At 69.7% G+C, this 22,780-nt stretch carries 16 protein-coding genes; 6 read left to right on the plus strand and 10 right to left on the minus strand.

Translation table 11 applies throughout. The features are described 5' to 3' along the window. Positions 1 to 8: 8 nt before the first annotated feature. Genes ACWPN5_RS19840 through ACWPN5_RS19850 form a run of 3 tightly spaced genes read right to left on the minus strand, consistent with a single transcriptional unit; the run spans position 9 to position 2,046 of the window. Positions 9 to 344 (minus strand): YdbL family probable chaperone protein, encoded by a 336-nt coding sequence (locus ACWPN5_RS19840; RefSeq protein WP_145680651.1) that lies wholly within the window; start codon positions 342 to 344, stop codon positions 9 to 11. Next, positions 341 to 607 (minus strand): YnbE family lipoprotein, encoded by a 267-nt coding sequence (locus ACWPN5_RS19845; protein ID WP_145672053.1) that lies wholly within the window; start codon positions 605 to 607, stop codon positions 341 to 343. Before ACWPN5_RS19845 ends, ACWPN5_RS19840 begins: the two co-directional genes overlap by 4 nt. Further along, the gene (locus ACWPN5_RS19850; protein ID WP_492296996.1) at positions 604 to 2,046 is read right to left on the minus strand and encodes an intermembrane phospholipid transport YdbH family protein; all 1,443 of its coding nucleotides are present in this window, start codon (positions 2,044 to 2,046) and stop codon (positions 604 to 606) included. Before ACWPN5_RS19850 ends, ACWPN5_RS19845 begins: the two co-directional genes overlap by 4 nt. A gap of 223 nt (positions 2,047 to 2,269) precedes the next feature. Between ACWPN5_RS19850 and ACWPN5_RS19855 the strand changes: the two genes are divergently transcribed. Then, complete coding sequence (locus ACWPN5_RS19855) at positions 2,270 to 2,821, plus strand: peptidylprolyl isomerase (RefSeq protein ID WP_145680653.1); 552 nt, start codon at positions 2,270 to 2,272, stop codon at positions 2,819 to 2,821. A gap of 152 nt (positions 2,822 to 2,973) precedes the next feature. Here the strand turns inward: ACWPN5_RS19855 and ACWPN5_RS19860 are convergent, their stop codons facing one another. Beyond that, positions 2,974 to 5,634: a serine/threonine-protein kinase gene (locus ACWPN5_RS19860; RefSeq protein ID WP_492296999.1), complete on the minus strand. Its 2,661-nt coding sequence runs from the start codon at positions 5,632 to 5,634 to the stop codon at positions 2,974 to 2,976. 278 nt (positions 5,635 to 5,912) lie between these two features. Here ACWPN5_RS19860 and ACWPN5_RS19865 point away from each other — a divergent pair, with 278 nt between their 5' ends. Further along, entirely contained in the window at positions 5,913 to 6,851 is a 939-nt protein-coding gene (locus ACWPN5_RS19865; RefSeq protein WP_492297001.1) for an aldose 1-epimerase, read from the plus strand. Between the two features lie 46 nt (positions 6,852 to 6,897). Here the strand turns inward: ACWPN5_RS19865 and ACWPN5_RS19870 are convergent, their stop codons facing one another. Both ACWPN5_RS19870 and ACWPN5_RS19875 read right to left on the minus strand, forming a co-directional pair. Further along, positions 6,898 to 7,707, minus strand: a complete 810-nt coding sequence (locus ACWPN5_RS19870) for a lysozyme inhibitor LprI family protein (protein WP_200476945.1) — start codon at positions 7,705 to 7,707, stop codon at positions 6,898 to 6,900. 13 nt (positions 7,708 to 7,720) lie between these two features. Continuing rightward, positions 7,721 to 8,638 (minus strand): hypothetical protein, encoded by a 918-nt coding sequence (locus ACWPN5_RS19875; protein WP_145680657.1) that lies wholly within the window; start codon positions 8,636 to 8,638, stop codon positions 7,721 to 7,723. Positions 8,639 to 8,899: 261 nt separating this feature from the next. Here ACWPN5_RS19875 and ACWPN5_RS19880 point away from each other — a divergent pair, with 261 nt between their 5' ends. The 3 genes from ACWPN5_RS19880 (at position 8,900) to ACWPN5_RS19890 (ending at position 15,926) form a co-directional block, all read left to right on the plus strand. Next, positions 8,900 to 12,244 carry a transglutaminase family protein gene (locus ACWPN5_RS19880; protein WP_492297004.1) on the plus strand — a complete coding sequence of 1,115 codons (3,345 nt, stop codon included), beginning with the start codon at positions 8,900 to 8,902 and terminating at the stop codon, positions 12,242 to 12,244. A gap of 129 nt (positions 12,245 to 12,373) precedes the next feature. Further along, entirely contained in the window at positions 12,374 to 14,968 is a 2,595-nt protein-coding gene (locus ACWPN5_RS19885) for a circularly permuted type 2 ATP-grasp protein (RefSeq protein WP_492297006.1), read from the plus strand. A 73-nt stretch (positions 14,969 to 15,041) separates the two neighbouring features. Then, entirely contained in the window at positions 15,042 to 15,926 is an 885-nt protein-coding gene (locus tag ACWPN5_RS19890) for a transglutaminase family protein (protein WP_307833702.1), read from the plus strand. A 157-nt stretch (positions 15,927 to 16,083) separates the two neighbouring features. Here ACWPN5_RS19890 and ACWPN5_RS19895 read toward each other — a convergent pair whose 3' ends face one another. From ACWPN5_RS19895 to ACWPN5_RS19905, 3 genes are all read right to left on the minus strand, one after another. After that, complete coding sequence (locus tag ACWPN5_RS19895; RefSeq protein WP_492297008.1) at positions 16,084 to 19,221, minus strand: efflux RND transporter permease subunit; 3,138 nt, start codon at positions 19,219 to 19,221, stop codon at positions 16,084 to 16,086. A 3-nt stretch (positions 19,222 to 19,224) separates the two neighbouring features. Beyond that, on the minus strand, positions 19,225 to 20,355 hold the full coding sequence (locus tag ACWPN5_RS19900; RefSeq protein WP_492297010.1) for an efflux RND transporter periplasmic adaptor subunit: 1,131 nt from the start codon (positions 20,353 to 20,355) through the stop codon (positions 19,225 to 19,227). 142 nt (positions 20,356 to 20,497) lie between these two features. Beyond that, the gene (locus tag ACWPN5_RS19905; RefSeq protein WP_492297012.1) at positions 20,498 to 20,866 is read right to left on the minus strand and encodes a hypothetical protein; all 369 of its coding nucleotides are present in this window, start codon (positions 20,864 to 20,866) and stop codon (positions 20,498 to 20,500) included. A 166-nt stretch (positions 20,867 to 21,032) separates the two neighbouring features. On the opposite strand from ACWPN5_RS19905, the gene ACWPN5_RS19910 reads away from it, so the two are divergent. Beyond that, complete coding sequence (locus ACWPN5_RS19910; RefSeq protein ID WP_492297014.1) at positions 21,033 to 21,848, plus strand: phosphodiesterase; 816 nt, start codon at positions 21,033 to 21,035, stop codon at positions 21,846 to 21,848. On the opposite strand, the gene ACWPN5_RS19915 is transcribed toward ACWPN5_RS19910, so the two are convergent. Beyond that, positions 21,806 to 22,666: a glycosyltransferase family 2 protein gene (locus tag ACWPN5_RS19915; RefSeq protein WP_492297016.1), complete on the minus strand. Its 861-nt coding sequence runs from the start codon at positions 22,664 to 22,666 to the stop codon at positions 21,806 to 21,808. The two genes, ACWPN5_RS19910 and ACWPN5_RS19915, sit on opposite strands and share 43 nt — an antisense overlap. Between the last annotated feature and the right edge of the window lie 114 nt (positions 22,667 to 22,780).

The following is a 22,780-nucleotide window of genomic DNA, read 5'->3' on the forward strand; positions in this document are numbered from 1 at the left end:
GGGCAGGCCTATTTGCGAACCCAACGCCCGCCCGACAGCACATACTGACCAGCGGGGGTCCGCTCGATCAGCTGCTTTCCGGCCAGCGCCTGGACCTGATCCACCGACGTGCCGTTGCTGCCGGCGATCTCGCGATAGCGGGCGATGCGCTGGGCGTTGACCTGCTCGGCGAGTTGGGCTGCGGCGGCCGGCGCACCGGGAACCGCCCCGACCAGCCCGTCCGGCCGCTCGCCGATCTGCCCGGCGGCCTTGGCGGCGCCCAGGGCGTCCTGGGCCGACGCCGTCGCGGGCCCCGACAGGGCGAGCGCCAGAACCAGCCCGGCGGCGGCAAACATGCGCTTCATGGCTTCTTCCCTCCCTTCGCGCCGCCCAGGCTGTCCTGGGACGGCGGCAGGCCGAACAGGGCCGGATCGTCCGCGATGGCCTTTTCCAGGTCGCGTTCGACCTTAACCCGGACTTCCTGTTCGATCCGGATGTTCAGGTTGATCTCGATGGGCCTGTCGGGCGCCTCGACCTTGACGGTCGGGGTGCAGGCGCCCAATCCGGCCACCAACCCGGCGAACAGTGCGGCGGTCGGGACGCGCCGGCTTCGAACCGTGTGTCTCATGGATTCTTTCGTTGAAACTCCGTCATGCGGTCGCGCACCGTCTCGGGGATGCGGTAGGTATCGAGGCTCTGCCGCAGGATCCGGTCGAGCGCGCCGCTCACCTTAAGATTAAGCGCGACCGGATAGCCATCGTAGAATGCCGGGTTGGAACCGCGGATGGCGATGCCGACCGCCAGCTCGCCTCCGGCCTGTCCATCGACCGTGGCGGTCAGCGTGTCGTAGCGGAAGTCGGTCAGCGCCCCCATCAGCAGGGCCGTCGGGCTGCCCTCCTCCCCCTTCAGGAAGCCGGGCGGGTTTTCCGGGTCGTAGCGCAGCGTGCCGGGAGCGTCGGCCTCCAGCAGCCCGCCGTCGAGATGGACGCTGTCGGCTCCGATGCGCACCGGCAGGCGCCCGCTGACCGTTCCGCTGGCCTCCAGCCCGTCCACCGCGACCATCGCCAGCATCGGGCCGAGATGCACGCGCTCCGCCCGCAGCGTGACCGTTCCCTGCGGCGCCACCGGGTCGATGGCGAAGGGGTCGGCCCGCAGCACCCCGCCGGCCCAATGCCATTCGGCGCGCTCCACGCTCAGCCGCCCTTTGGTGCCGTAGCCGAAGCGGAGGGTCCCGTCGGTCAGCGGCAACCCGACGTCGAGCAGCTTCACCGCCAGCGTCTGACCGGGCGCCACCACCGGCGGGAACAGGCTGGGCAGCGACAGCACGCCGTTGATGCCGCTGGCCGACACCGGCCCGAACCGCCCGGCGAGATCGGCGAGCAGAAGGTCGCCCTGCGCCTTCAGCGCCGAGCCGTCCCAGGTGAGGCGCGCCTTGGCGGTCAGGGTGCCCACCGTCTCGGCGATGGTGCCGGCGCCCGTCCAGTGGGTCAGGACCGGCAGTCCCTTGGCCGCGGCGGTCAGGGTCGCCTGCCCGCGGTGCAGCGCGCCGTCGCGGGTCATGGTCAGGCGCAGCGTCCCGTCGGCCGTGCCCCGTGGAGTCGCCAGGGTCACCGCGGCGTCGCCGAGCCGGATGGTTTCGACGGGGATCGCGAAGCTCTCGCCATCCGCGGCGCCGCGGTCGCCTCCCGCCGTTGGGGAGCCGGTCAAGGGATAACCGGCGATGCGCAGGCTGCCGTCCTTGGCCACGTCCAGCCTCAATCGGGCGCCCGAAAGATCCAGGCTTTCGATTCGCCCCTCTTGGAGGGCGTCCAGCGGGTGGCGCAGGGTGAGGGTAGCCCCGACCGCCCCCGGCCGGTCCAGGCGGACCACGGCGCGGGTCTGCTCCGCCGACAGCTCGGTCACCGCCACGGTGGCGTCCGGAAAGCCGGCGCGGCGCAGCGCCTGCGTGGCGGCGGTGCCGGCCAGATCGGTCCGGTGCTGGACGGCGAGGGCGACCACCCCACCGATCAGCGCCAGCTTCACCAGCACCAGCCATCGTCTCAACCGCCGCACGCTCTGCTGCCGCACGCCCCAACCCCCTCGCCATCGGTCACTTTCGGGTATGAACACCCCGAAGGCAGTCTATCGTCCATCGCAGGCCGGGCGCGACCGTGCAGCGTTGGGACAATGATGAGGCGGCGGAGGTGGCACCGGAGGGCGCCGATGAAGGCAGCCCCGCAGGGCGTCTTTGCATCCGCGCCGGTTTCCCCTATGGTCGCGTCCGCGGAATCGGCACATCGGAGTGTTTCGCATGTTGCGGTGGACGCGCATTCTCATGGTGGCCCTGTTCGCCACTTTCTTTTTCGCTCAGGGGGAGGCCAAGGCCTTGGATCCGGAAAACACCCTCTACCTCGACCTCAAGGACGGCCGCGTGGTCATTGAACTGCGCCCCGACCTGGCACCGAACCACGTCGCCCGCATCAAGGAGCTGACCCGTCAGGGCTTCTACAACGGCGTCGTCTTCCACCGTGTGATCGACGGCTTCATGGCCCAGACCGGCGACCCGACCGGCACCGGCACCGGCGGTTCCGGCAAGAAGCTGAAGGCCGAATTCAGCAACGAGCCGCACGTCCGCGGCACGCTGTCGATGGCCCGCACGCCGGACCCGGACAGCGCCGACAGCCAGTTCTTCATCTGCTTCGCCCCGGCCTCGTTCCTGGACAAGCAGTACACCGTCTGGGGCAAGGTCGTCGAAGGCATGGAATTCGTCGACAAGATCAAGAAGGGCAGCCAGTCCCGCAACGGTCAGGTCAGCGACCCGGACAAGATCGTCAAGATGCAGGTTGCCGCCGACGCCAAGTAACGGCGCCAAGCAACGGGGCCGGGCCAGGATCGTCCGTTACGGCGATCCTGTCAGGTGGTCCTGTTCAGGTGGCTCTGTCCAGGTGACTGGGGCGGTGAAACCGCGCACCGCCCCGTTTCCGGCCGCACGCCCCCGGATGCTCAACCGGGCGCTCAGGGCCCGTTCAACGCCGCGGTCAGCGCCACCAGGAGATCCCGCATGCTGCGGGGACGGTCCTGCCAGCGCATCGACAAACCGCTCAACAGCACCTTCTCGAATCCCGGCGGCACGGTCGCGCCGCTTTCGGCCAGACGGGGCACCCGGTCGTTCATGAAGCGGCTGGTGGCGTCGGGCGGGGTCTTGCCGGTCAGTGCGTAATGGATGGTCGCGCACAGCGCGTAGACGTCCGTCCAAGGTCCCTGCTTGCCATCCGGCGCGTATTGCTCGGGCGGCGCGTAGCCCGGCTTCAGGATCACCGTCAGATCGGCGCTCTTCCCCGCCGCGTGGCGGGCGGCCCCGAAATCCAGCAGTTTGCGCTCACCGCCGCTCGTCAGGAAAATGTTGTCGGGGCTGATGTCCCGGTGAATGAGCCCCTGCTCGTGCACGGCGTGCAGCGCCTTGATGATCGGCGATAGCAGGGTCAGCGTCGGGCGCGCCGCGATCCGCCCACCGTTTTCGGAGACGTGCCGCTTCAGGGTCCGTCCGTCGAGAAGCTCCATCACGAGGTAGGCGGTCTCGTTCTCCTCGAAGAAGTCCTGAACGCTGACGATCTCCTTCACCTCGCGCAGGCGGGCGAGCATGCGCGCCTCCTCCAGGAACTTCGCCAGCCCGGCCGAGAAGCCCCGCGCGTGGTCGTCGGAGAAGGGGACGACTCCCGACGATCCGGCCCCCCGGGACACCAGATTGGCCGGGTAGAACTCCTTCACCGCGACCTTGATCTGAAGCCGCTCGTCCCAGCCGAGATAGGTGGCGCCGAATCCCCCCTGCCCCAGGACCCGGCCCACCAGATAGCGGCCCAGCAGCTTCGTCCCGGGAAGCAGGTGGACTCCGGCGCGGTTCTGGACGCGGACCGGATAGCCGCACTCCCGGCACGCCTCGCGCGGCGCCTTCGGCACGAAACAGGCCGGGCACAACCCCGGCGCGGCGCTGGCGGCGGGAGCCTCCATCGTCACGGCGGCCGTCACGGCGGCGAGGCTGGCCGGCACAGCGATGCCGCGCACCGGCGGCGCCACCACGGTCGGCAGCGCCGTCGCGCCGCAGGGTTCGAAGGACGCCCCGGTGCCGCCCGGCGCGGCCGCCGGTGCCGGCTTGGCCGATGGCAGCGGCATCTGGCTCAGCCGGTCGAGCAACTCATAGAGACGGCGAACCTCCGCCTGGGCGATGTCGTCGCCCTGGGACCCGGCCAGTTCGGTCTGGAACGCCGGTTGGCGGACCGTTTCCAGAATGTGCTGGCGCAGCACCGAAATCGCCCCGTCATCGCCGACCAAACCGGAGCATGCCAGCTCGGCCAGCCGGATGATCCGACGGCGCGGCAACGGCTCGATCTGGCGCAGCCGCTGGACGAGGCGGCCCCGGCGGGCGAACTCGTCGACCACCGAAGCCGCGCGGGCGGCGATCCGTTCGCGGTCGTGCTCCGCCAGGGCCGAACCGCGGATGGCCTCCACAGCACCGGTCAGGGCCTGCCGCACCAGCGCCGTGTCCGGCGTCTGGAGCACCATGTTCTCCACCAGAAGCTCGTTCTTCAGCGCGGCGTCCAGCGCGTCGACGATTTCGCCCATGTGCCGCTCCGCGGCGGGCACCGCGGAGACGGCCGCCAGATAATGGATCCGGCAGATCAGGTCCGGCTGGGTTTCGCTGAGCCCGACGATGGACCGCCGGTAGGCGCTCGCCCCGCCCTGCTCCAGACGACGGGAATAGCGGACGGTCAGGGCGTCGGCCATGGCGGCCCCGCCGGTCAGCCCCGCCGGGGACAGCAGATGCCCCGTCAAGGTCCGCAACAGCTCCGATTCCTGATCCGCCGTGCCGCGCCCGAGCGGCTGCGGCGCGCGGAGCTGGCGCCGGATGCGCTCCAGCACCATGGCGCGGGCGGCGGGCAGACGGCCCTGGCGGAACAGGCCGTTGAGGACGCCCAGCCGGTTCGGCCCGAAGGCGTCCATCGGCACGCGCCCGAACAGGAGGTTGCACAGCGTGACCAGCGGCGCCCCGCCGGCCGGCGTGCTGCCGAACAGTTCCTGGGTGGCGGCGGGCGAGGCCAGCACATCGCCGATCACCTCGTCGAGCGCCGCGCACAGCGCGTCCTGCCGCTCCGCCGGGAACAGCTGGATCAGCGCGTCGAGCTTCGACGTCCAGGTGCGGCATTCCTCCAGTTCCATGGAGAGCGCCACGCGCAGGTCGAACCCGGCGTCGCCGGTCGGCGACTTCCCCGGCGCGCCGCGCAGGATGGACTCGATCAGGCTGCGCCCCTGCGCTGCGCCGGAGAAGGCGGTGTGGGCGGCGCGCGCCTTCGCCGTGGTTTCCGACACCGCATTGTCCAGCGCGCGGCGGCGGGCCTTCGCCTCCTGGCCGGGAAGGCGGGCCTGCACCGTGGCGATCCGGCCCAGGGCGGCCTCCATCAGCGTGGTCTTGGCCTGAAGCGCCTTCAGATGCCGGCTGTTGTGGATCAGCTCCGTCGGGGTCAGCACAAGGCCGTCGAGATGCTGGCGCAGGACGATGCCGACGACCATCCGCGCCGGTCCGCCATGGTGATCGGCGAGCGTGTGGCACAGCGCCGCCTCGTCGAGCGCGCCGGCGGGGCCGGGCGCCCCTGCGGGAGCGGGTGTCCTGGAGGCGGGCATTGACACGGGTGGCCTTCGGGCGGAATCGGCGCGGCGCGCGGATGGCGTGGACGGTGCATCATCCGGGCGATCCGGTAAACAGCCGGTATACAGGGGCCAAAATGACTGATCGGCCCGGTTGCGCAACACACTGAGCCGTTTGCGCAAAGGTGTTGCAAGAGGCCATAGGGCTTGGCCCATGGCACACCTTTGCGCGCAGCCCTGCCCTTCCCTTCCCCTGCGGGCTGTGCGATACCCGAACGATACCGGCGTCCAACCACCGCCGGCAGGAGGTCCGGATGCAGCAGGTCGAGTTCGACCAGGGAATCGGCGCCCACACCCTAACCTTGAATCGCAGCGCTGCGAACGGTTCTTTGGAGTGCACACTGTGCCCGGAGCGGGGCGGCGTCGTGACCCGCCTCGCTTGGCACGGGGCGGACGGCACCATCGACCTGCTTCGTCCGGCTTCCGATTGGGCGCTGCGCCACGGTTCGGCCACCGACATGGGCTGTTTTCCGCTGGTGCCCTTCTCCAACCGCATCGCCGGCGGGGAGTTCACCATCGACGGTCGGCGGGTCCGGCTTCCGCTCGACGGGGACGGCAACCCGCACGTCATCCATGGCCATGGCTGGCGGGCCGGCTGGACGGTGGAGGACGCCACCGCCTCGGCCGCGCGCATGGTCTTCCGGCACCGCGCCGACGCTTGGCCCTGGCGCTACCGCGCGACGCAGACCGTGGTGCTGGAGGAGGATGGAGCCAGCCTGACCCTCTCGCTGGTCAACGAGGACGACCAGCCGATGCCCGCCGGGATCGGACTGCACCCCTATTTCCCGAAGCCTCCGGGCACCCGGCTGACCGCCCGGGTCCATGGTGTCTGGCTGAACGGCCCGACGATCCTCCCGGTGGAGCATGTCGCGGTGCCGCCCCGTTGGGCCTTCACGGATGGGATCGTCATGGACCGGACCGTCCTCGACAACGGCTTCACCGGCTGGGACGGGGTGGCGGCGCTGGACTGGCCTACGCTCGGCCGGCGACTGTCGATGGAGACGGAGGGACCGTTCGGCCATCTCATCGTCTACGCGCCGCCGGACGCGGACTATCTCTGCGTCGAGCCGGTCTCCCACATGACCGATGCGGTCAACCGGCCGGAGAAGCCCGGCAACGGTCTGCGCCGTCTGGAGCCGGGCGAGGAGCTGAGCGGCACCCTGCGCCTGCGCCTGGAACCGCTCGCCCGCTGAGCGCCAGTCATCTGAAGAATGGTCCTCTGAAGAACGGTCCGCAGGGTCAGCGGCAGCGGACGAAGGTGGCGCCGAAGGCCGGCGGGTCGAGCGTCAGGAACAGCCGGTCCAGCCGCGGCGCCTCGGCGGTGTCCAGCCGCAGGACGCCTTCCGGCAGCCCCTCCTCCCCGCCGAAGGTCAGCCCGTCCGCCAGATCGCCCTCGCCGGGCGCCAGAGGGCCTTCCAGCGGGAAGGCGGCGATGCGCGGGTCGTGCAGGCTGAACCCGCCGTCGCCGGTGATCTCCAGATAGGAGGTCCGGCAATCGTCGATGGGCGTCCGGGTTGCCGGGTCGGCCTTGGCCCAGCGGCCGGTCAGGGCCGGCAGGTCCGCCGAGCGCTTCACTGGGCCCGGTTTCGGCTGGCCCTGAGTGACGGCGGCAACCGGGCGCGGCGGGGCGGACGCTGAAACGGTCAGCGGCTCGTCGGCCACCGGGGCGCGGCGGGCGGCCAGTTCGGTTTCCAGCGCCTTGGTCCGCTCGGCCATCTGGCGCGCCAGACAGGCGGCGCGGTCCTTGCCCTTCTTCGCGTCGGCCAGATCGGCCTCCGCGACCGGGCAGGCGGCGTCCCGCCGCTGGATCCAGGCGCGCTGGCCTGCGGCCACCGCCTCCTCTCCGGCCTTCCCCGCCTCGTCGGACAGCGCCCGCAGCGCCGACTCGAGCTTCTCGGCAGCGGTGGCGAGCGTCGCGTCTCGGCAGAGGAGAAGCGCCACCGGCGCCTCTCCGGCGCAGTCCGCGGGCTTGGCGGCCTCCCCGCTGGTGTCCGCCGCCATGGCCGTTCCGGCCATCAGCATGCCCGCCAGAAGAATCGCTGCCCGCATCGCACAAAATCCCTTACGCCGGAAACGCTTCCAGGACGGCCTTCACCTGCCGCTGGAAATCCTGGTCGCTGCGATAGCGCGTCAGGACCGTCTTGTCACGCTGAACGAGGAAAAAGATGTCCTCGCGGCTGGGCAGCGAGCGCGGGTTGGGCTTGTCCAGAAGTTCCCCGTTCCAGCCGATCCGCGCCATGAAATAGACAGCGCGCGAGTTCAGCATGAACAGCTTGTTGTCCGGCGTCAGCTTCTCCCGGCGCAGCAGCGCGTAGAGGTAATAGTTGCGCCCATGGAAGTAGTTGACGTAGATCGCCTGCAGCGCGGCAAAGCGCTCGTCGGGGCTGGTGTATTTCTTGATCTGCCGTTCCAGCTTGAACCCGGCGAAAAAATACTCCCGGGCTTCGTTCTCGAAGGAAAAGGCGGAGCCGCGGATCTGGGTAAGCTGCTCTCCATACTTGCGCAGGACGCGCCCCATCAACAGTTCGAGGAAGCGCCGCTCCGCCGCGAGATCATCGGGGGGCTGCAGAATCATCTCGAAGACGTGGCGGAGATGATAGGGGTGCCGGACCACGATGACCGGAGCGCTCGACGCGGGACGTTTTTCCCGCTCCCCCAGCATGGTCGTCGCCGGCGACACCGAGGCGATCACCGAGGAGATGGTGTCCTGGATCTTCCAGCGCTGCTTCACCTGCGCGGACTGCTTGCCAATATGGAAACGCGCGAGCCGGCGCTGCCAACGGCTGCGCCACGTCTCCTTCGGCGCCTTGTGTGTCGGCAGGTTGGCAACGACCAGCGGGTTGCCCAGCACGTCCGGCGGCGGCGGCAGCGGGTTGAAGTTGAAGTATTTGCCGGTGACGACGCCGCGCGTGCCGCCGCCGGGCGCCCCGTCGCCCGCCGAAGCACCGCCACCCATGGACAGGCCCGCCAGCGTCGCCATTTCCGATTCACACTCTGCCTGGGTCGCTCCCGCCCGGCGGACAGGGCCGACGGTCAGGGATCGGGTCTTTATAAAGCGGGCGGAGCGGTGATGAAAGACGCAACCGATCCACTCTGACATTGCATGTTTTTTGTGCAACCAGTTCGTGCCGCGTCTGCGAAGCCACTCTGGTCTGCGCGAACTCTTCGATGGTACTATGCCCTTGACCGTGCGGCGGAGAGCCGCAGGGGACCGGCCAGCGCAGACAACGGGTGGAACTTCATGGCGATCCACGTCGCTCTCAACCACAAGACCGTCTACCGTTACGACCGTTTGGTCAATCTGGGGCCACAGATCATCCGGCTCCGCCCGGCCCCCCACTGCCGCACCCCGATCCTCAGCTATTCGCTGCGCGTCACCCCGAAGCATCATTTCCTGAACTGGCAGCAGGACCCGCAGTCCAACTATCAGGCCCGTTTCGTCTTCCCGGAGAAGACCCGCGAATTCGTGATCGAAGTCGATCTCGTTGCGGAGATCGCGGCGATCAACCCGTTCGACTTCTTCCTTGAGGAGAAGGCCCAGACCATCCCCTTCGCCTACGAACCCTGGCTGGAGCGCGAGCTGCGCCCCTATCTGGAGGTCGAGGAGCCGGGGCCGCTGCTGGCCGACTACATGACCGGCATTTCGCGGGAGCCGGCGGCGTCGATCAATTTTCTGGTCGACATCAACCAGCGGCTCCAGAAGGACATCGGCTACGTCATCCGCCTGGAGCCCGGCATCCAGACCTGCGAGGAGACGCTGGGCAAGCGCACCGGCTCCTGCCGCGATTCGGCGTGGCTGCTGGTGCAGATCCTGCGCAACCTCGGTCTCGCCGCGCGGTTCGTCTCCGGCTACCTGATCCAGCTCACCGCCGACCAGAAGGCGCTCGACGGACCGTCCGGTCCCGAAGAGGACTTCACCGACCTGCACGCCTGGACCGAGGTGTTCCTGCCCGGCGCCGGCTGGGTCGGGCTCGACCCCACCTCGGGCCTGCTGGCCGGCGAGGGCCACATCCCGCTGGCCTGCACGCCGGACGCCTCCTCGGCCGCCCCGATCTCCGGCCTCATCGACGAGTGCGAGGTGGAGTTCGGACACGAGATGTCGGTCACCCGCATCTACGAGGCGCCGCGCGTCACCAAGCCCTACACCCCCAAGCAGTGGGCGGGCATCGAGGCGCTGGGCCACCGCATCGACGAGGAGCTGACCGCCGGCGACGTGCGCCTGACCATGGGCGGCGAGCCGACCTTCGTGTCGATCGACGACATGGACGGGGCGGAGTGGAACACCACCGCGCTCGGGCCCAACAAGCGCAAGATGGCCGCCGACCTCGTGCACCGGCTGGCCAACCGCTTTGCGCCGGGCGGGCTGCTGCATTTCGGCCAAGGCAAATGGTATCCCGGCGAATCGCTGCCGCGCTGGGCGATGACCGTTTACTGGCGCCGCGACGGCGAGGCGCTGTGGGCGAACAGCGACCTGCTGGCCCGCGAGGACACCGACTACGGCCACACGGCGGAGGACGCCGGCGCCTTCCTGGTCACGCTGGCCAAGAAGCTGGGGCTCGACCCGGCGCTGGTGCTCGCCGCCTATGAAGACCCCTGGCACTACCTGCGCCGCGAATCGCTGCTGCCGGTCAACGTCGATCCGCTGGACAGCAAGCTGGAGGACAAGGAGGAGCGCGCGCGCCTCGCCCACGTCTTCACCCGTGGGCTGAACGAGCCGGTGGGTTTCGCCCTGCCGATCAACCGCAAGATGACTCAGCAGGGGCCGGTGTGGCTGTCCAGCGCGTGGCCGCTGCGCCAGGAACGGCTGCTGCTGATGCCGGGCGACAGCCCGGTCGGCTACCGCCTGCCGCTCGGCTCGCTGCCCTGGGTATCGCCGCAGGACTATCCCTACTCCTGGGAGACCGACCCCTTCGAGGAGCGGGCGCCGCTGCCGCCCAACCGGGTGCCGCTGCGCCAGCACGCGCTGCGCGAGGAGGCCGGGCGCCAGGACGCCTCCCGGCGGAACGAGCGCGTCCAGCGCGCCATGGCCGAGGTGCGCAGCGAAATGCCGGAGCACGGCAAGTCCGCCTGGTGGGTGGTCCGCACCGCCCTGACCTGCGAGGCGCGCAACGGCCGCATCCACCTGTTCCTGCCGCCGATGAACACGCTGGAGGACTATCTGGCGATGCTGGCGGAAATCGAGGCGACGGCGCTCGAACTGGACATGCCGGTGGTGATCGAGGGCTACCAGCCGCCGAAGGACCCGCGCCTGAACTCGCTGGCCGTCACCCCCGACCCCGGCGTGATCGAGGTGAACATCCACCCCTCGCACAACTGGGACGAGCTGGTCCGCAACACGCTGGAGCTTTACGAGGACGCCCGCCAGTCGCGGCTGGGCGCCGAGAAGTTCATGATCGACGGGCGCCACTGCGGCACCGGCGGCGGCAACCACGTGGTGATGGGCGGCGCCACCGCGGCGGACAGCCCCTTCCTGCGGCGGCCCGACATGCTGCGCAGCCTGATCACCTTCTGGCAGAACCACCCGTCGCTGTCCTACGCCTTCTCCGGCCTGTTCATCGGCCCGACCAGCCAGGCGCCGCGCGTGGACGAGGCCCGCGACGACGCGCTCTACGAGCTGGAAATCGCCTTCAACCAGATCGACAAGGCCGCCGCGACCGGTGATTGCCCGCCCTGGATGGTCGACCGCGTGCTGCGCAACCTGCTGACCGATGTGCAGGGCAACACCCACCGGGCCGAGTTCTGCATCGACAAGCTCTACTCCCCGGACAGCTCCACCGGGCGGCTCGGGCTGGTCGAGTTCCGCGCTTTCGAGATGCCGCCGCACGCGGAGATGAGCCTGACCCAGCAGCTTCTGCTGCGCGCCCTGGTCGCGCGCTTCTGGAAGGCGCCCTACAAGGGCAAGCTGGTGCGCTGGGGCACGGAGCTGCACGACCGCTTCATGCTGCCCTACTTCGTGCAGCAGGATCTGGCGGACGTCGTCGCCGATCTGCGCGACCATGGCTATCCCATCGAGGAGCGCTGGTTCGACCCGCACATGAACTTCCGCTTCCCGGTCTACGGCCACGTCAACCAGCGCGGCATCTCGCTGGAACTGCGCATGGCGCTGGAGCCGTGGAACGTCCTGGGCGAGGAGCCGGGCGGCGGCGGCACCGTGCGCTACGTCGACAGCTCGGTCGAACGGGTGCAGGTGCGGGTCACCGGCCTGACCGACGCGCGCTACACCATCACCTGCAACGGCCGTCGCGTGCCGCTGATTCCCACCGGGACGGAGGGCGAGTTCGTCGCCGGCGTGCGGTACCGGGCGTGGCAGCCGCCCTCCTGCCTGCACCCGACGATCCCGGTGCACACGCCGCTGGTCTTCGACATCCTGGACCTGTGGGCGGGCCGCTCCATCGGCGGCTGCACCTACCATGTCATGCATCCGGGCGGGCGCAACTACGACACCTTCCCGGTCAACGCCAACGAGGCGGAGGGGCGGCGCCTCGCCCGCTTCTTCCCCTTCGGCCACACCCCCGGCCCGATGGACAGCCCGGCGGAGGAGCGCAACCCGCAGTTCCCGATGACCCTGGATCTGCGGCGCGGCTGATCGGTCCTCCCCTTCCCCCGGCCGGAATACGCCTTTCGGCCGGGGTCCGCCGATGCGCCGCTTGCATCGGCGGGAGCGGGCGTTCACACTTGCTGCGCATTGCACCGCCGTGAACGTACGATCCGAACCTTGGCCGACCGCGAATCCCCCTTTCTTGACCCCAGCGCGCCCCCTCCTCCGGGGCTGCGGCCGGTGCCGTTCCTCCAGGGGTCGCTGTTCGGCGAGGCCGACGCCATGGGTTACGGCCGCGGCGAGGTCTATGACGAGATGGTCACCGGCCAGGGGCGCCTGCGCCCGCACTGGCAGACCTTCATGGGCACGCTGGGCCCCCTCGACCCGGAGCTGATGGCCGAGCGCTGGGAGGAGGCGCGGCGCCTGCTCCACCAGAACGGCGTCACTTACAACATCTATGGCGATCCCAAGGGGATGGAGCGGCCCTGGCCGCTCGACATGGTGCCGCTGCTGATCCCCTCCCACGAGTGGAAGGCGGTTGAATCGGGCCTGATCCAGCGCGCCACGCTGCTGAACGCGGTGCTGGCCGACATCTACGGGCCGCAGACCCTGACGCGCAGCGGGCGGCTGTCCCCGTCGGTGATCCACGCCGACCCCGGATTCCGCCGCGCCGTGCACGGCATTCCGGTGCCCAACGACATCCACCTGCATTTCTACGCCGCGGACCTCGCCCGCGCGCCGGACGGGCGCTGGTGGGTGCTGTCCGACCGCACCCAGGCGCCGAGCGGCAGCGGCTACGCGCTGGAGAATCGGGCGGTGCTGGCGAAGGTGCTGCCGGACAGCTTCCGCCACTGCCAGGTGGAACACCTCACGCCCTTCTTCGAGGCGTACAAGGAAACGCTGCTGTCGCTGAGCCCGCGCCGCGACCAGCCGCGGATCGTCCTGCTGACGCCCGGCCCCTACAACGAAACCTATTTCGAGCACGTCTATCTGGCCCGCTACCTCGGCATCACGCTGGTGGAGGGGGCCGACTTGACCGTGCGCGACCGTCAGGTCTATCTGAAGACGCTGTCGGGGCTGGAGCCGGTGGACGTCATCCTGCGCCGTCTGGACGCCGACTTCGCCGATCCGCTGGAGCTGCGCGCCGACAGCTCGCTGGGCGTGGCCGGGCTGATCGAGGCGGTGCGCGCCGGCAACGTCGTCGTTGCCAATTCCCTCGGCTCCGGCTTCCTGGAATCCATGGCGGTCAAGCCGTCTCTGCCCATGCTCTGCCGCCATCTTCTGGGCGAGGAGCTGAAGATGCCCGGCGTCGCCGTCTGGTGGTGCGGCAACGACGACGAGCGCGCCTACGTCATCGAGCATCTCGACGGGCTGGTGGTGAAGCCGGCCTTCCCGTCCCTGTCCTTCGAGCCGATCTTCGGCGCCGACCTGTCGTCGGCGGAACGCGCCGCCCTGGTCGAGCGCATCAAGGCCCGCCCCTGGTGCTACGTCGCGCAGGAGCGGCTGGCCCTGTCCACCGCACCGCTCTGGCAGGGCGGACGGCTGCAGCCGCGCCCGCTCGTGCTGCGCGTCTTCCTCTGCGCCCGGCCGGACGGCAGCTACACCGTCATGCCCGGCGGCCTCACCCGCGTGTCCACCGAATCCGGGAAGCTGGTCGTCTCCATGCAGCGGGGCGGCGGCAGCAAGGACACCTGGATCCTCTCCGGGCGCCGGGCCGAGGCCACACCGGCGACGCCGCGCCCGCAGCCGGCCCAGGAACCGCAGCCGGTGCCCAAGGCGGCCTCCGCCGACCTGCCCAGCCGGGTGGCCGACAGCCTCTACTGGCTGGGCCGCTACGCGGAGCGGTCGGAGGGCACGGTGCGCCTGCTCCGTTCCACCCATTCCCGCCTGACCGACGGCAACGTGCCGGGGGCGTCGCTCCAGCTCCGCCCGCTGCTCCATCTGATGGCCTGGGAGGGCATGATCCCCTGGGACCTGACGCGGGTCACGTCGCTCGGCGGCGGACGAGCGCTGCGGACGGCGCTCTACAGCTCGGTCGTCGATCCGGACCATCCAAACAGCCTGCGCGCCCAGGTGCAGCGGGTGCACCGCACCGCCTATTCGGTGCGCGACCGCCTGTCGCTCGACATGTGGCGGGTGGTGACGATGCTGGAGCGGCAGAGCCAGCCGCCGGCGCACAAGCTCGACGCCGCCGCCATGCTGCTGCGGCTGGACGACCTGATGACCTGCCTTGCCGCCATCGCCGGGCTGGAGCAGGAGAGCATGACGCGCGGCCAGGGCTGGCGTTTCCTCGACATCGGCCGGCGCATCGAACGGGCGCTCCACATCATTTCGGTGATGCGCGGCATTCCGGTCCACACGCTCGACCGCCAGGATGAGCCGGTCCAGGTGGCGACGCTGAGCGTGCTGTTGGAACTGGGGGAAAGCGTGATGACCTACCGGTCCCGCTACCTGACCAGCGTGCGCCGCCGCCCGGTTCTGGAATTGCTGCTGGCCGACGAGTCCAACCCGCGCGCGCTGGATTTCCAGTTGGCGGCGCTGGAACGGCACGTCGCCGCACTGCCCAGCGGGTCGCAGGCCGTGCCGGGCGACACGGCGGCCTCGGCCCGCTCGATCCTCGGCGCCGCCCGCGCCTCGCTGCGTGCGCCGGACGCGCTGGAGTCGGGGACCGCCCTGCACACGCTGCTGGACACGCTCGCCTTGTCGCTGCCCGAGATTTCCAACCTCCTGACCCACGCCTATTTCAGCCATGCCTTTGCCCGACCGGCCTGACCTCTCCCCGACCGTGGCCGGCGCGGCCCCCGCTGACGATCACTCCGGCGACGGATTCGGCGTGTGCTTTCGCGTGCGCCACACGACCCGCTACGACTATGCGGAGGACGTGTCGGTGTCGCACCATCTGCTGCACCTGACCGCCCGTCCGCACCCGCGCCAGCGCGTCCACCACAGCGCGCTGACCATCGTGCCGGCGCCGGCGGTGCAGTCGTCCCACACCGACTATTTCGGAAACACCGTCACCTACGTCGCGATGCAGGAGCCGCACCGGCACCTGATCGTCACCGCGGAGAGTGAAGTGGAGGTCGGCCCGCCGCCGCCGCTGGACGCCGCCGCGACGCCATCCTGGGAAAGCGTGCGGGACTCGCTGGGCGGCCTGAGCGGGCCGGAGGACGGGGCGGAGGTGGTTCAGTACCGCTTCGACAGCACACTGGCGGCGGCCAGCCCGACGCTGCACGACTACGCCGCCCAGTCCTTCACGCCCGGCCGGCCGTCCGCGGAGGCCGCGCTGGACCTGATGCGGCGCATCCACGACGACTTCACCTTCGATCCGGCTGCGACGACGATCGCCACCCCGCTGGCCGAGGTGATGCGGCACCGCCGCGGAGTCTGCCAGGACTTCGCCCACATCGTGGTCGGCTGCGTGCGCGCCATGGGGTTGCCCGCCCGCTACGTCTCCGGTTATTTGCGCACCCTGCCGCCGCCGGGCCGGCCGCGTCTGGTCGGCGCCGACGTCAGCCACGCCTGGGCGTCCGTCTGGTGCGGCGCCGAGGCCGGTTGGATCGACGTCTGCCCAACCAACGCGCGCCGCGCCGACCAGGACTTCATCACCATCGCCTGGGGCCGCGACTACGACGACGTCAGCCCCGCCCGCGGTGTCCTGATGGGGGCCGCCGGCCACACGCTGTCCGTCAGCGTCGATGTGGAACCGCTGAACGGGCTCGGGGCGCCCTGATGTCCTTTCAACCCTCTCCCCACCGGGGAGAGGGTGGCCCGGAGGGCCGGTGAGGGGGTTGCGCTTTTGCCGGACGTACTGCCACGCGCAACCCCCTCACCCTAACCCTCTCCCCAGAGGAGAGAGGGGATTTGCGATGAACACCAATGCTTGGCGGTCACTCCGCCGGCTGCGGGTGCGCGCCCGTAGGCGGATGGCCGGTCGGGTGGCTGGCGGAGCCGTCCACCGCCGGGAGGGGCTTCTTCTTCGCGATATAGCTGTAGACCGTCGGCACCACGAACAGCGTCAGGAAGGTGCCCAGCAGCATGCCGCCGACGATCACCGCGCCGATGGCCTGCCGGCTCTCCGCGCCGGCCCCATGGGCGTTGGCGAGCGGCACGGCGCCCAGCACCATGGCGCCCGTGGTCATCAGGATCGGGCGAAGGCGCAGCACGGCGGCCTCCTCCACCGCCTTGCGGATGTCCACCCCTTCGCGCTGGAGCTGGTTGGCGAACTCCACGATCAGGATGCCGTGCTTGGTGATGAGGCCAACGAGGGTCACCAACCCAATCTGGCTGTAGACGTTCATCGTCCCGCCGGTGAAATGCAGGGCGGCCAGCGCGCCGGTCATCGACAGCGGCACCGTCAGCATGATCACGAAGGGGTCGATGAAGCTTTCGAACTGCGCCGCCAGCACCAGATAGATGAAGGCCAACGCCAGGATGAAGACGAAGTACAGGCCCGTTGCCGACTCCCGGAACTCGCGGCTCTGCCCCGCATAGTCGGTCTGGGCGGTGGCCGGCAGCACCCGGTTCGCCGCCGCCTGGAGATAGCCCAGCGCCTCGCCCAGCGAGGTGCCCGGCGCCAAAGTCGCGGTGATGGTCACGGAGCGCAGCTTGTTGAAGTGGTTCAGTTCCTTGGGCGCCACCCGCTCCTCGATGCGGACGAGGTTGGCAAGCGAGATCATCGCCCCGGTGCTGGTGGCGACGCCGGCCTCCGCCGCCATGGTCGGCGTGCCGCGGACGTAGATGGAGGCGATGTCGTCCGGGTTGCGGCGGTCGACGTCGCCGACCTGGACCACCACGTCGTACTGCTTGCCCTCCTTCTTGAAGCGGGTGACCTGCCGCCCGCCCAGCAGGGTTTCCAGCGTGCGGCCCACCGTCTCCACATCCACCCCGAGGTCGGCGGCCTTGTCACGGTCGATGGTGATGCGCAGTTCCGGCTTGTTCAGCTTCAGGTCGGTGTCGAGGTTGGTCAGGCCGGGGAACTTCCGCGCCTCCGCCATCAGCCCGTCGACCATCTTCTGAAGCTCGTCGTAGGGCAGCGAGCTTTGGATGACGAAGTTGACCGGCTTGTCCACCGGGCTCTGGCCCAGCGAGGGCGGATTGGTGACGAAGGCGAGGATGCCGGGGATGCCGAACATCTTGGGGAAGAGCTGGGCGGTGATCGCCTGCTGCTTCACGTCGCGCTCGTCCCAGTCGATCAGGCGGACGAAGGAGATGCCCTGGTTGACCACCGGGAAGCCGACCACGACGAAGAACTTCTCGACGATGGGGATCTGGCGGAACAGCTCCTCCATCCGTTTGGCGTAGCTTTCCGTGTAGTCGAGGGTCGAGCCTTCCGGCGCGATGGCGATGCCGACGATGGTGCCGCGGTCCTCGACCGGCGCCAGCTCCGACTTCAGCCCGGTGAACAGCGTGTAGCTGAGCCCCGCCACCACCGCCCCAACCAGCAGCACCAGCGGGCGCGCCTTCAGCGACAGCCGCAGGATGGCGCGATAGCCGTTGGTCAGCCCGTTCAGCAGCCGCTCGATGGCGTTGTAGAGCGCGTTGTGCTTGGTCTGGTGCTTCAACAGCTTGGAGCACATCATCGGCGACAGGGTCAGGGCGACGAAGCCCGACACGATCACCGCCCCCGCCAGCGTCAGCGCGAACTCGGAGAAAAGGCGCCCTGTGCGGCCGGTCATGAAGCCGATGGGCGCGTAGACCGCGGCCAGCGTGATCGTCATCGCGATGACCGCGAAGCCGATCTCCCTCGACCCCTGCAAGGCCGCCTGGAAGGGCGGCACGCCCTCCTCGATGTGGCGGTAGATGTTCTCCAGCATCACGATGGCGTCGTCGACGACGAGGCCGATGGCCAGCACCATGGACAGCAGGGTCAGCGTGTTGACCGAGAAGCCGAAGGCGTACATCAGCGCGAAGCCGCCGATCAGCGACACCGGGATGGTCACCAGCGGCACCAGCGTGGCGCGGAAGCTGCGCAGGAACACGAAGATGACCAGCACGACCAGGACGATGGCCTCGAAGATCGTGCTGAACACCGCGTCGATGGACTTGGCGATGAAGACGGAGCTGTCATAGCCGACATCCACCCCCATGCCGTCGGGTAGGGCGGCGCGGATCTTCGGCAGCGCCTCGTTCACCGCCTTGGAGACGTCCAGCGGGTTGGCGGTGGACTGCTTGACCACGCCGATGGCGACGGCGCCGCGCCCGTTGAAGCGGGCGCTGACCCGCTCGTCCCGCGCCCCCAACTCGGCCCGGCCGACGTCCTTCAGCCGGACCAGATAGCCGCCGTCGTCGCGCAGGATGATGCGGTCGAACTCCTCCGGTGTGCGCAGGTCGGTCTCGGAGACGACGGTGAACTCCCGCGCCTTGCTCTCGACGCGGCCCGCCGGAATCTCGACGTTCTGCTTGCGCAGCGCGTTCTCGACGTCCTGCGGGGTGACGCGGTAGGCGGCCATGCGCTGCGGGTCGAGCCACAGCCGCATGGCGAAGCGCCGCTCGCCGAAGATTCGCACCTGGGCAACGCCGGGCAGGTTCTGCAAGCGGTCCTTGACGTAGCGGTCGGCGAAGTCCGTCACGTCCAGCGGCGAATGGCGGTCGGACGAGAAGGCCAGATAGATGATCGGCTGCGCGTCGGCCTCCACCTTCGCGATGACCGGCTCGTCGATCTCGTTGGGAAGCTGGGCGCGCACGCGGCCGACGCGGTCGCGCACGTCGCTGGCCGCCGTGTCGACGTTGCGGTCCAGGCGGAAGCGCAGGGTGATCTGGCTCTTCTCGGCGCGGCTGATCGAGGACATCACGTCGATGCCCTCGATGCCCGACAGCGAGTCCTCCAGGATCTGGGTGACCTGGCTCTCGATGATCTCGGCCGACGCGCCCTTGTAGGTGGTCTCCACCGTGACGACGGGCTCGTCGATCTTCGGGTATTCGCGCACCGACAGGCGCTGGTACGACACGATGCCGATCAGCATGAGCGCAAGGCTCATGACCGTCGCCAGGACGGGCCGGCGGATGGAGATGTCGGAGAGAACCATGGGTCAGCTCCCCGCCGGCTTGTTGTTCACGACCACCACCGGGGCGCCGTCGCGGATCTTCAGCTGGCCGGCGGTCACCACCACGTCGCCGGGCTGCAGGCCGGCGGTGATCTCCACCTCGGCGTTGCGGCGCTCGCCCAGCGTGACCGTGGTCTGCACCGCCTTGCCCTCCACCACCTTGAAGACGAACTGCTTGTTGCCGAAGGCGCTGACCGCCTGCTCCGGCACCAGCACGGCGTTCGGGGTCTGGTCCAGCGTCAGGGCCACCCGCGCGAACAGGCCGGGACGCAGCGCGCCGTCGCTGTTGGGGACGCGGGCACGGATCACCACGGCGCGGCCGTTCACGTCGACCAGCGGGTCGATGGCGTAGACCGTGCCGTCGAAGGTCCGCCCGCCGAAGGAATCCACGGCGACCTTCAGGGTCTGGCCGGTGCGGACGGTCGGCAGATACAGCTCCGGCACCCGGAAATCGAGCTTCAGGGTCTCGATGGCCTCCAGGTTCACGATGTCCTTGCCCGCCGCCACCACGTCGCCCACCGAGACCTTGCGCAGGCCCAGAACGCCGTCGAAGGGGGCGGTCAGGGTCAGCTTCTCCAACTGCGCCTTGGCGAGCTGCACCGCCGCCTCGTCGGACTGGAGCTTGGCGAGCGCCTGCTCGCGGTTGCGGGCTGGGCCGGTGCGCTGGCGGTACAGCTCGTCGGCGCGGGCCAGCTCGGCACGAGAAAAGGCGATGCTCGCCTGCGCCTGGGCCAGCGTGGCGCGGGCGATGGAGTTGTCGAGCCGGATCAGCACCGCGCCCTTCTTCACCGCCTGCCCTTCCAGGAAGGCGATCTCGGAGACCTTGCCTGCCACCTCGGGCCGGATGACCACCGATTCGCTGGACAGCAGCGAGCCGACCGCGGTGACCTGACGCGACACGGTGCCAATCTTGACCGGCAGTGCCTCCACCGGCATCGGCGGCGCGCCGCCCGGCGGTCCGCCCGCCGCCGGACCCGCGGAGGCGCCGCCGGGGGACGGAACCTTGCCGACAAGCAGCGTGTTGATGGTTCCGCCCTGCTTGACGAAGTACCAGTAGGCGCCGCCGCCGAGTGCGACCAGAACCAGAAGGGCGACGATGCGAAGCGTGTGGCGCATGGATACGGAACCCGCACAGGCCCGCCGGCCCGCCAAGCGGGCGCGCGGGGCGTTTCGTGTCAACCGGGCCGCTGTGAGGGGCGGGCGGTAAACTGAACTATATCGTTCAGTTCAGTTCCGGAGTTGAGACGGTTGCAAGGGTTCAGGCGCGGGAGTGCGGAGGATCGGGTTGCACAACCCGGCCCTTCTCCATCTCCAACCGCTCCCCATCGGGAAGAATCACCGTCAGATCAGCGGGTTGGCCGGGGCCGACCGCGGTGCAGCCACCGCGCGGGAGAACCGGCCCGCCATCGAGGCACAGGCCGGGCGCGCAACAGGGCGCCTCGCCCGCCGGTAGAACCGCACGAATCCGATCGCCTTCGATGCGAACATCGGCCAGCAGGGCGCCGTCCGCTCCGGGTGGCGGGGCGCCCTCGCCGAGGTCCGGGGAGGCGATGCGGGCGCGCTTCAGCCAGAACTTCCCGGACGCCAGCAACCGTGCGAGCAGGCAGGAGGAGGTGGACGCGCTCATTCCCCGATCCGATGCTGTGGCGGCGAGACGGTCGTTCGGCCGATGGCTCAGCCTGTCACGGAAGCGTAAAGGAAGTTTTGCTCCGGTTGGACTCTTGAAGACATCCGGGAAATCGGCGATGTGACAATCCTTGGTCCTCCGACCCTCGCGTCCCCAGGGGTGCCCGATGCTGATCGCCCAGATGTCCGACCTGCATGTCACGGCCCCCGGCACCGCCCCGACGACCGGTTACGACACCAACACCCGGCTCGCTGCCGCGGTGGCCCACCTCAACGCGCTGGTGCCGCGCCCCGACCTCGTCCTGATCACCGGCGACCTCGTCAACGGGCCGAAACCCGGCGAGTACGAGGCGATGTCCGCTCTGCTGGAACCGCTCGCCATTCCCTTCCGCGTGCTGCCAGGCAACCACGACGACCGCGCGGAACTGCGCCGGACCTTCGCCGACCGCGGCTGGATGCCCATGGATGGTCCCTTCCTCCATTATGCCATCGAGGAGTTTCCGGTCCGCATCCTGATGCTCGACTCGGTCGTTGCCGGTTCGGCGGTGGGCGGCCTGTGCGCCGATCGGCTGTCCTGGCTGGCGGAGCGTCTGGCCGAGCAGCCGGAGCGGCCGACGGTGCTGGCGCTGCACCACCCGCCCTTCGACACCGGGCTGGCCTTCCTGGACACGCTGCGCTGCCTGGAGGGCGCGGAGGAGTTGGGGCGGCTGGTGCGCAGCCATCCGAACATCCGGGCCGTCCTGTGCGGCCACACCCACCGCCAGACCGCGGTAGCCTGGAACGGAACGCACGGTTATGTCGCGCCGTCGGTGGCCTACCAGATCGCCCTGGACCTCGCGCCGGAGCCGCCCTACCGCTGGACGGACGAGCCGTCCGCGCTCGCCCTCCACCTGTTCCGTCCGGACGGATCGGTGGTCACGCATCTCAGCGTGATCGGCGACTACCCCGGCCGGGAGTTTTCCCGCAAAGCTAGGAACTCCTGAAAATTGGCGCAGCGTCCGGCGGCCTGCGCGGCCATGTAGGCGGCGTTCAGGGCGCGCTTGGCGCCCAGGGCGGCGGCGAAGCGGTGGCGCAGCGCGGCATCGGCGATCCGCAAGCCGTCGGCGGACAGACGGTCGAGCACATGGCGGTAGCAGAGTTCGGCCCGCGTCCCGCTGTCGGCGGAACAGGTGATCGACCCCTCCCGCTGTCGGTATTCGTAGAGCGGCTCCAGCACGAGCGGCAGTCGGCCCACCCGGTCGAGGACCTGGATGTTGAAGACCACGTCGTCGCAGAAATCCACCCCCTCCTCCCAGCCTGGGACAAGGTCGCGGCGGACCACGAAAAACATCGGGACGGAGGTTTCCAGGAAGGCCGCCGCGTCCAGCGTGGCGGTTCCTGTCCCGGATGGGAACAGGGTGGAGAGCGGCGCACCGTCGCCGTCGCGCACCACCGCCACATTGTCCGCCGCCGCCCCCTGCGCCGCCGCCAGCGGGGCCAGCCGCGCCAGCCGGTCCGGTTCGAACCGGTCGTCGGCGTCCAGCGGGGCGATCAGGGCCAAGCGCGCGCGGCGCAGTCCGGCGTTGCGCGCCGCCGGTGCGCCGGACCCGACGCGGCCGGTTCCAGTGAAGGTCAGGCGCGAGTTGGTGATGCCGGCGGCTTCCAGGACCGCGCGGTAGTCGGCGCCGTCGTCGCTGACCACCACCGCTTGCCAGTGGGAAAAGCTCTGCGCCAACAGGCTGGACACCGCGCGGGCGAGGGTGCCCTGCGCCCGGTAGGCCGGAATGATGACCGAGACGCCGCCACCGCTGTCCCTTTCCATGCACCGCCCCCGATTGTGCAAGTGGCAGTGTGCCTCTCCTTCCCGATGGTCGGCAAGCGGCGATCCGCACCGATGCGGCCAGCCTGAGCGCGACTATGACGATCCGGGGGTGGG

This window comes from Azospirillum sp. UENF 211521 (assembly GCF_058780535.1).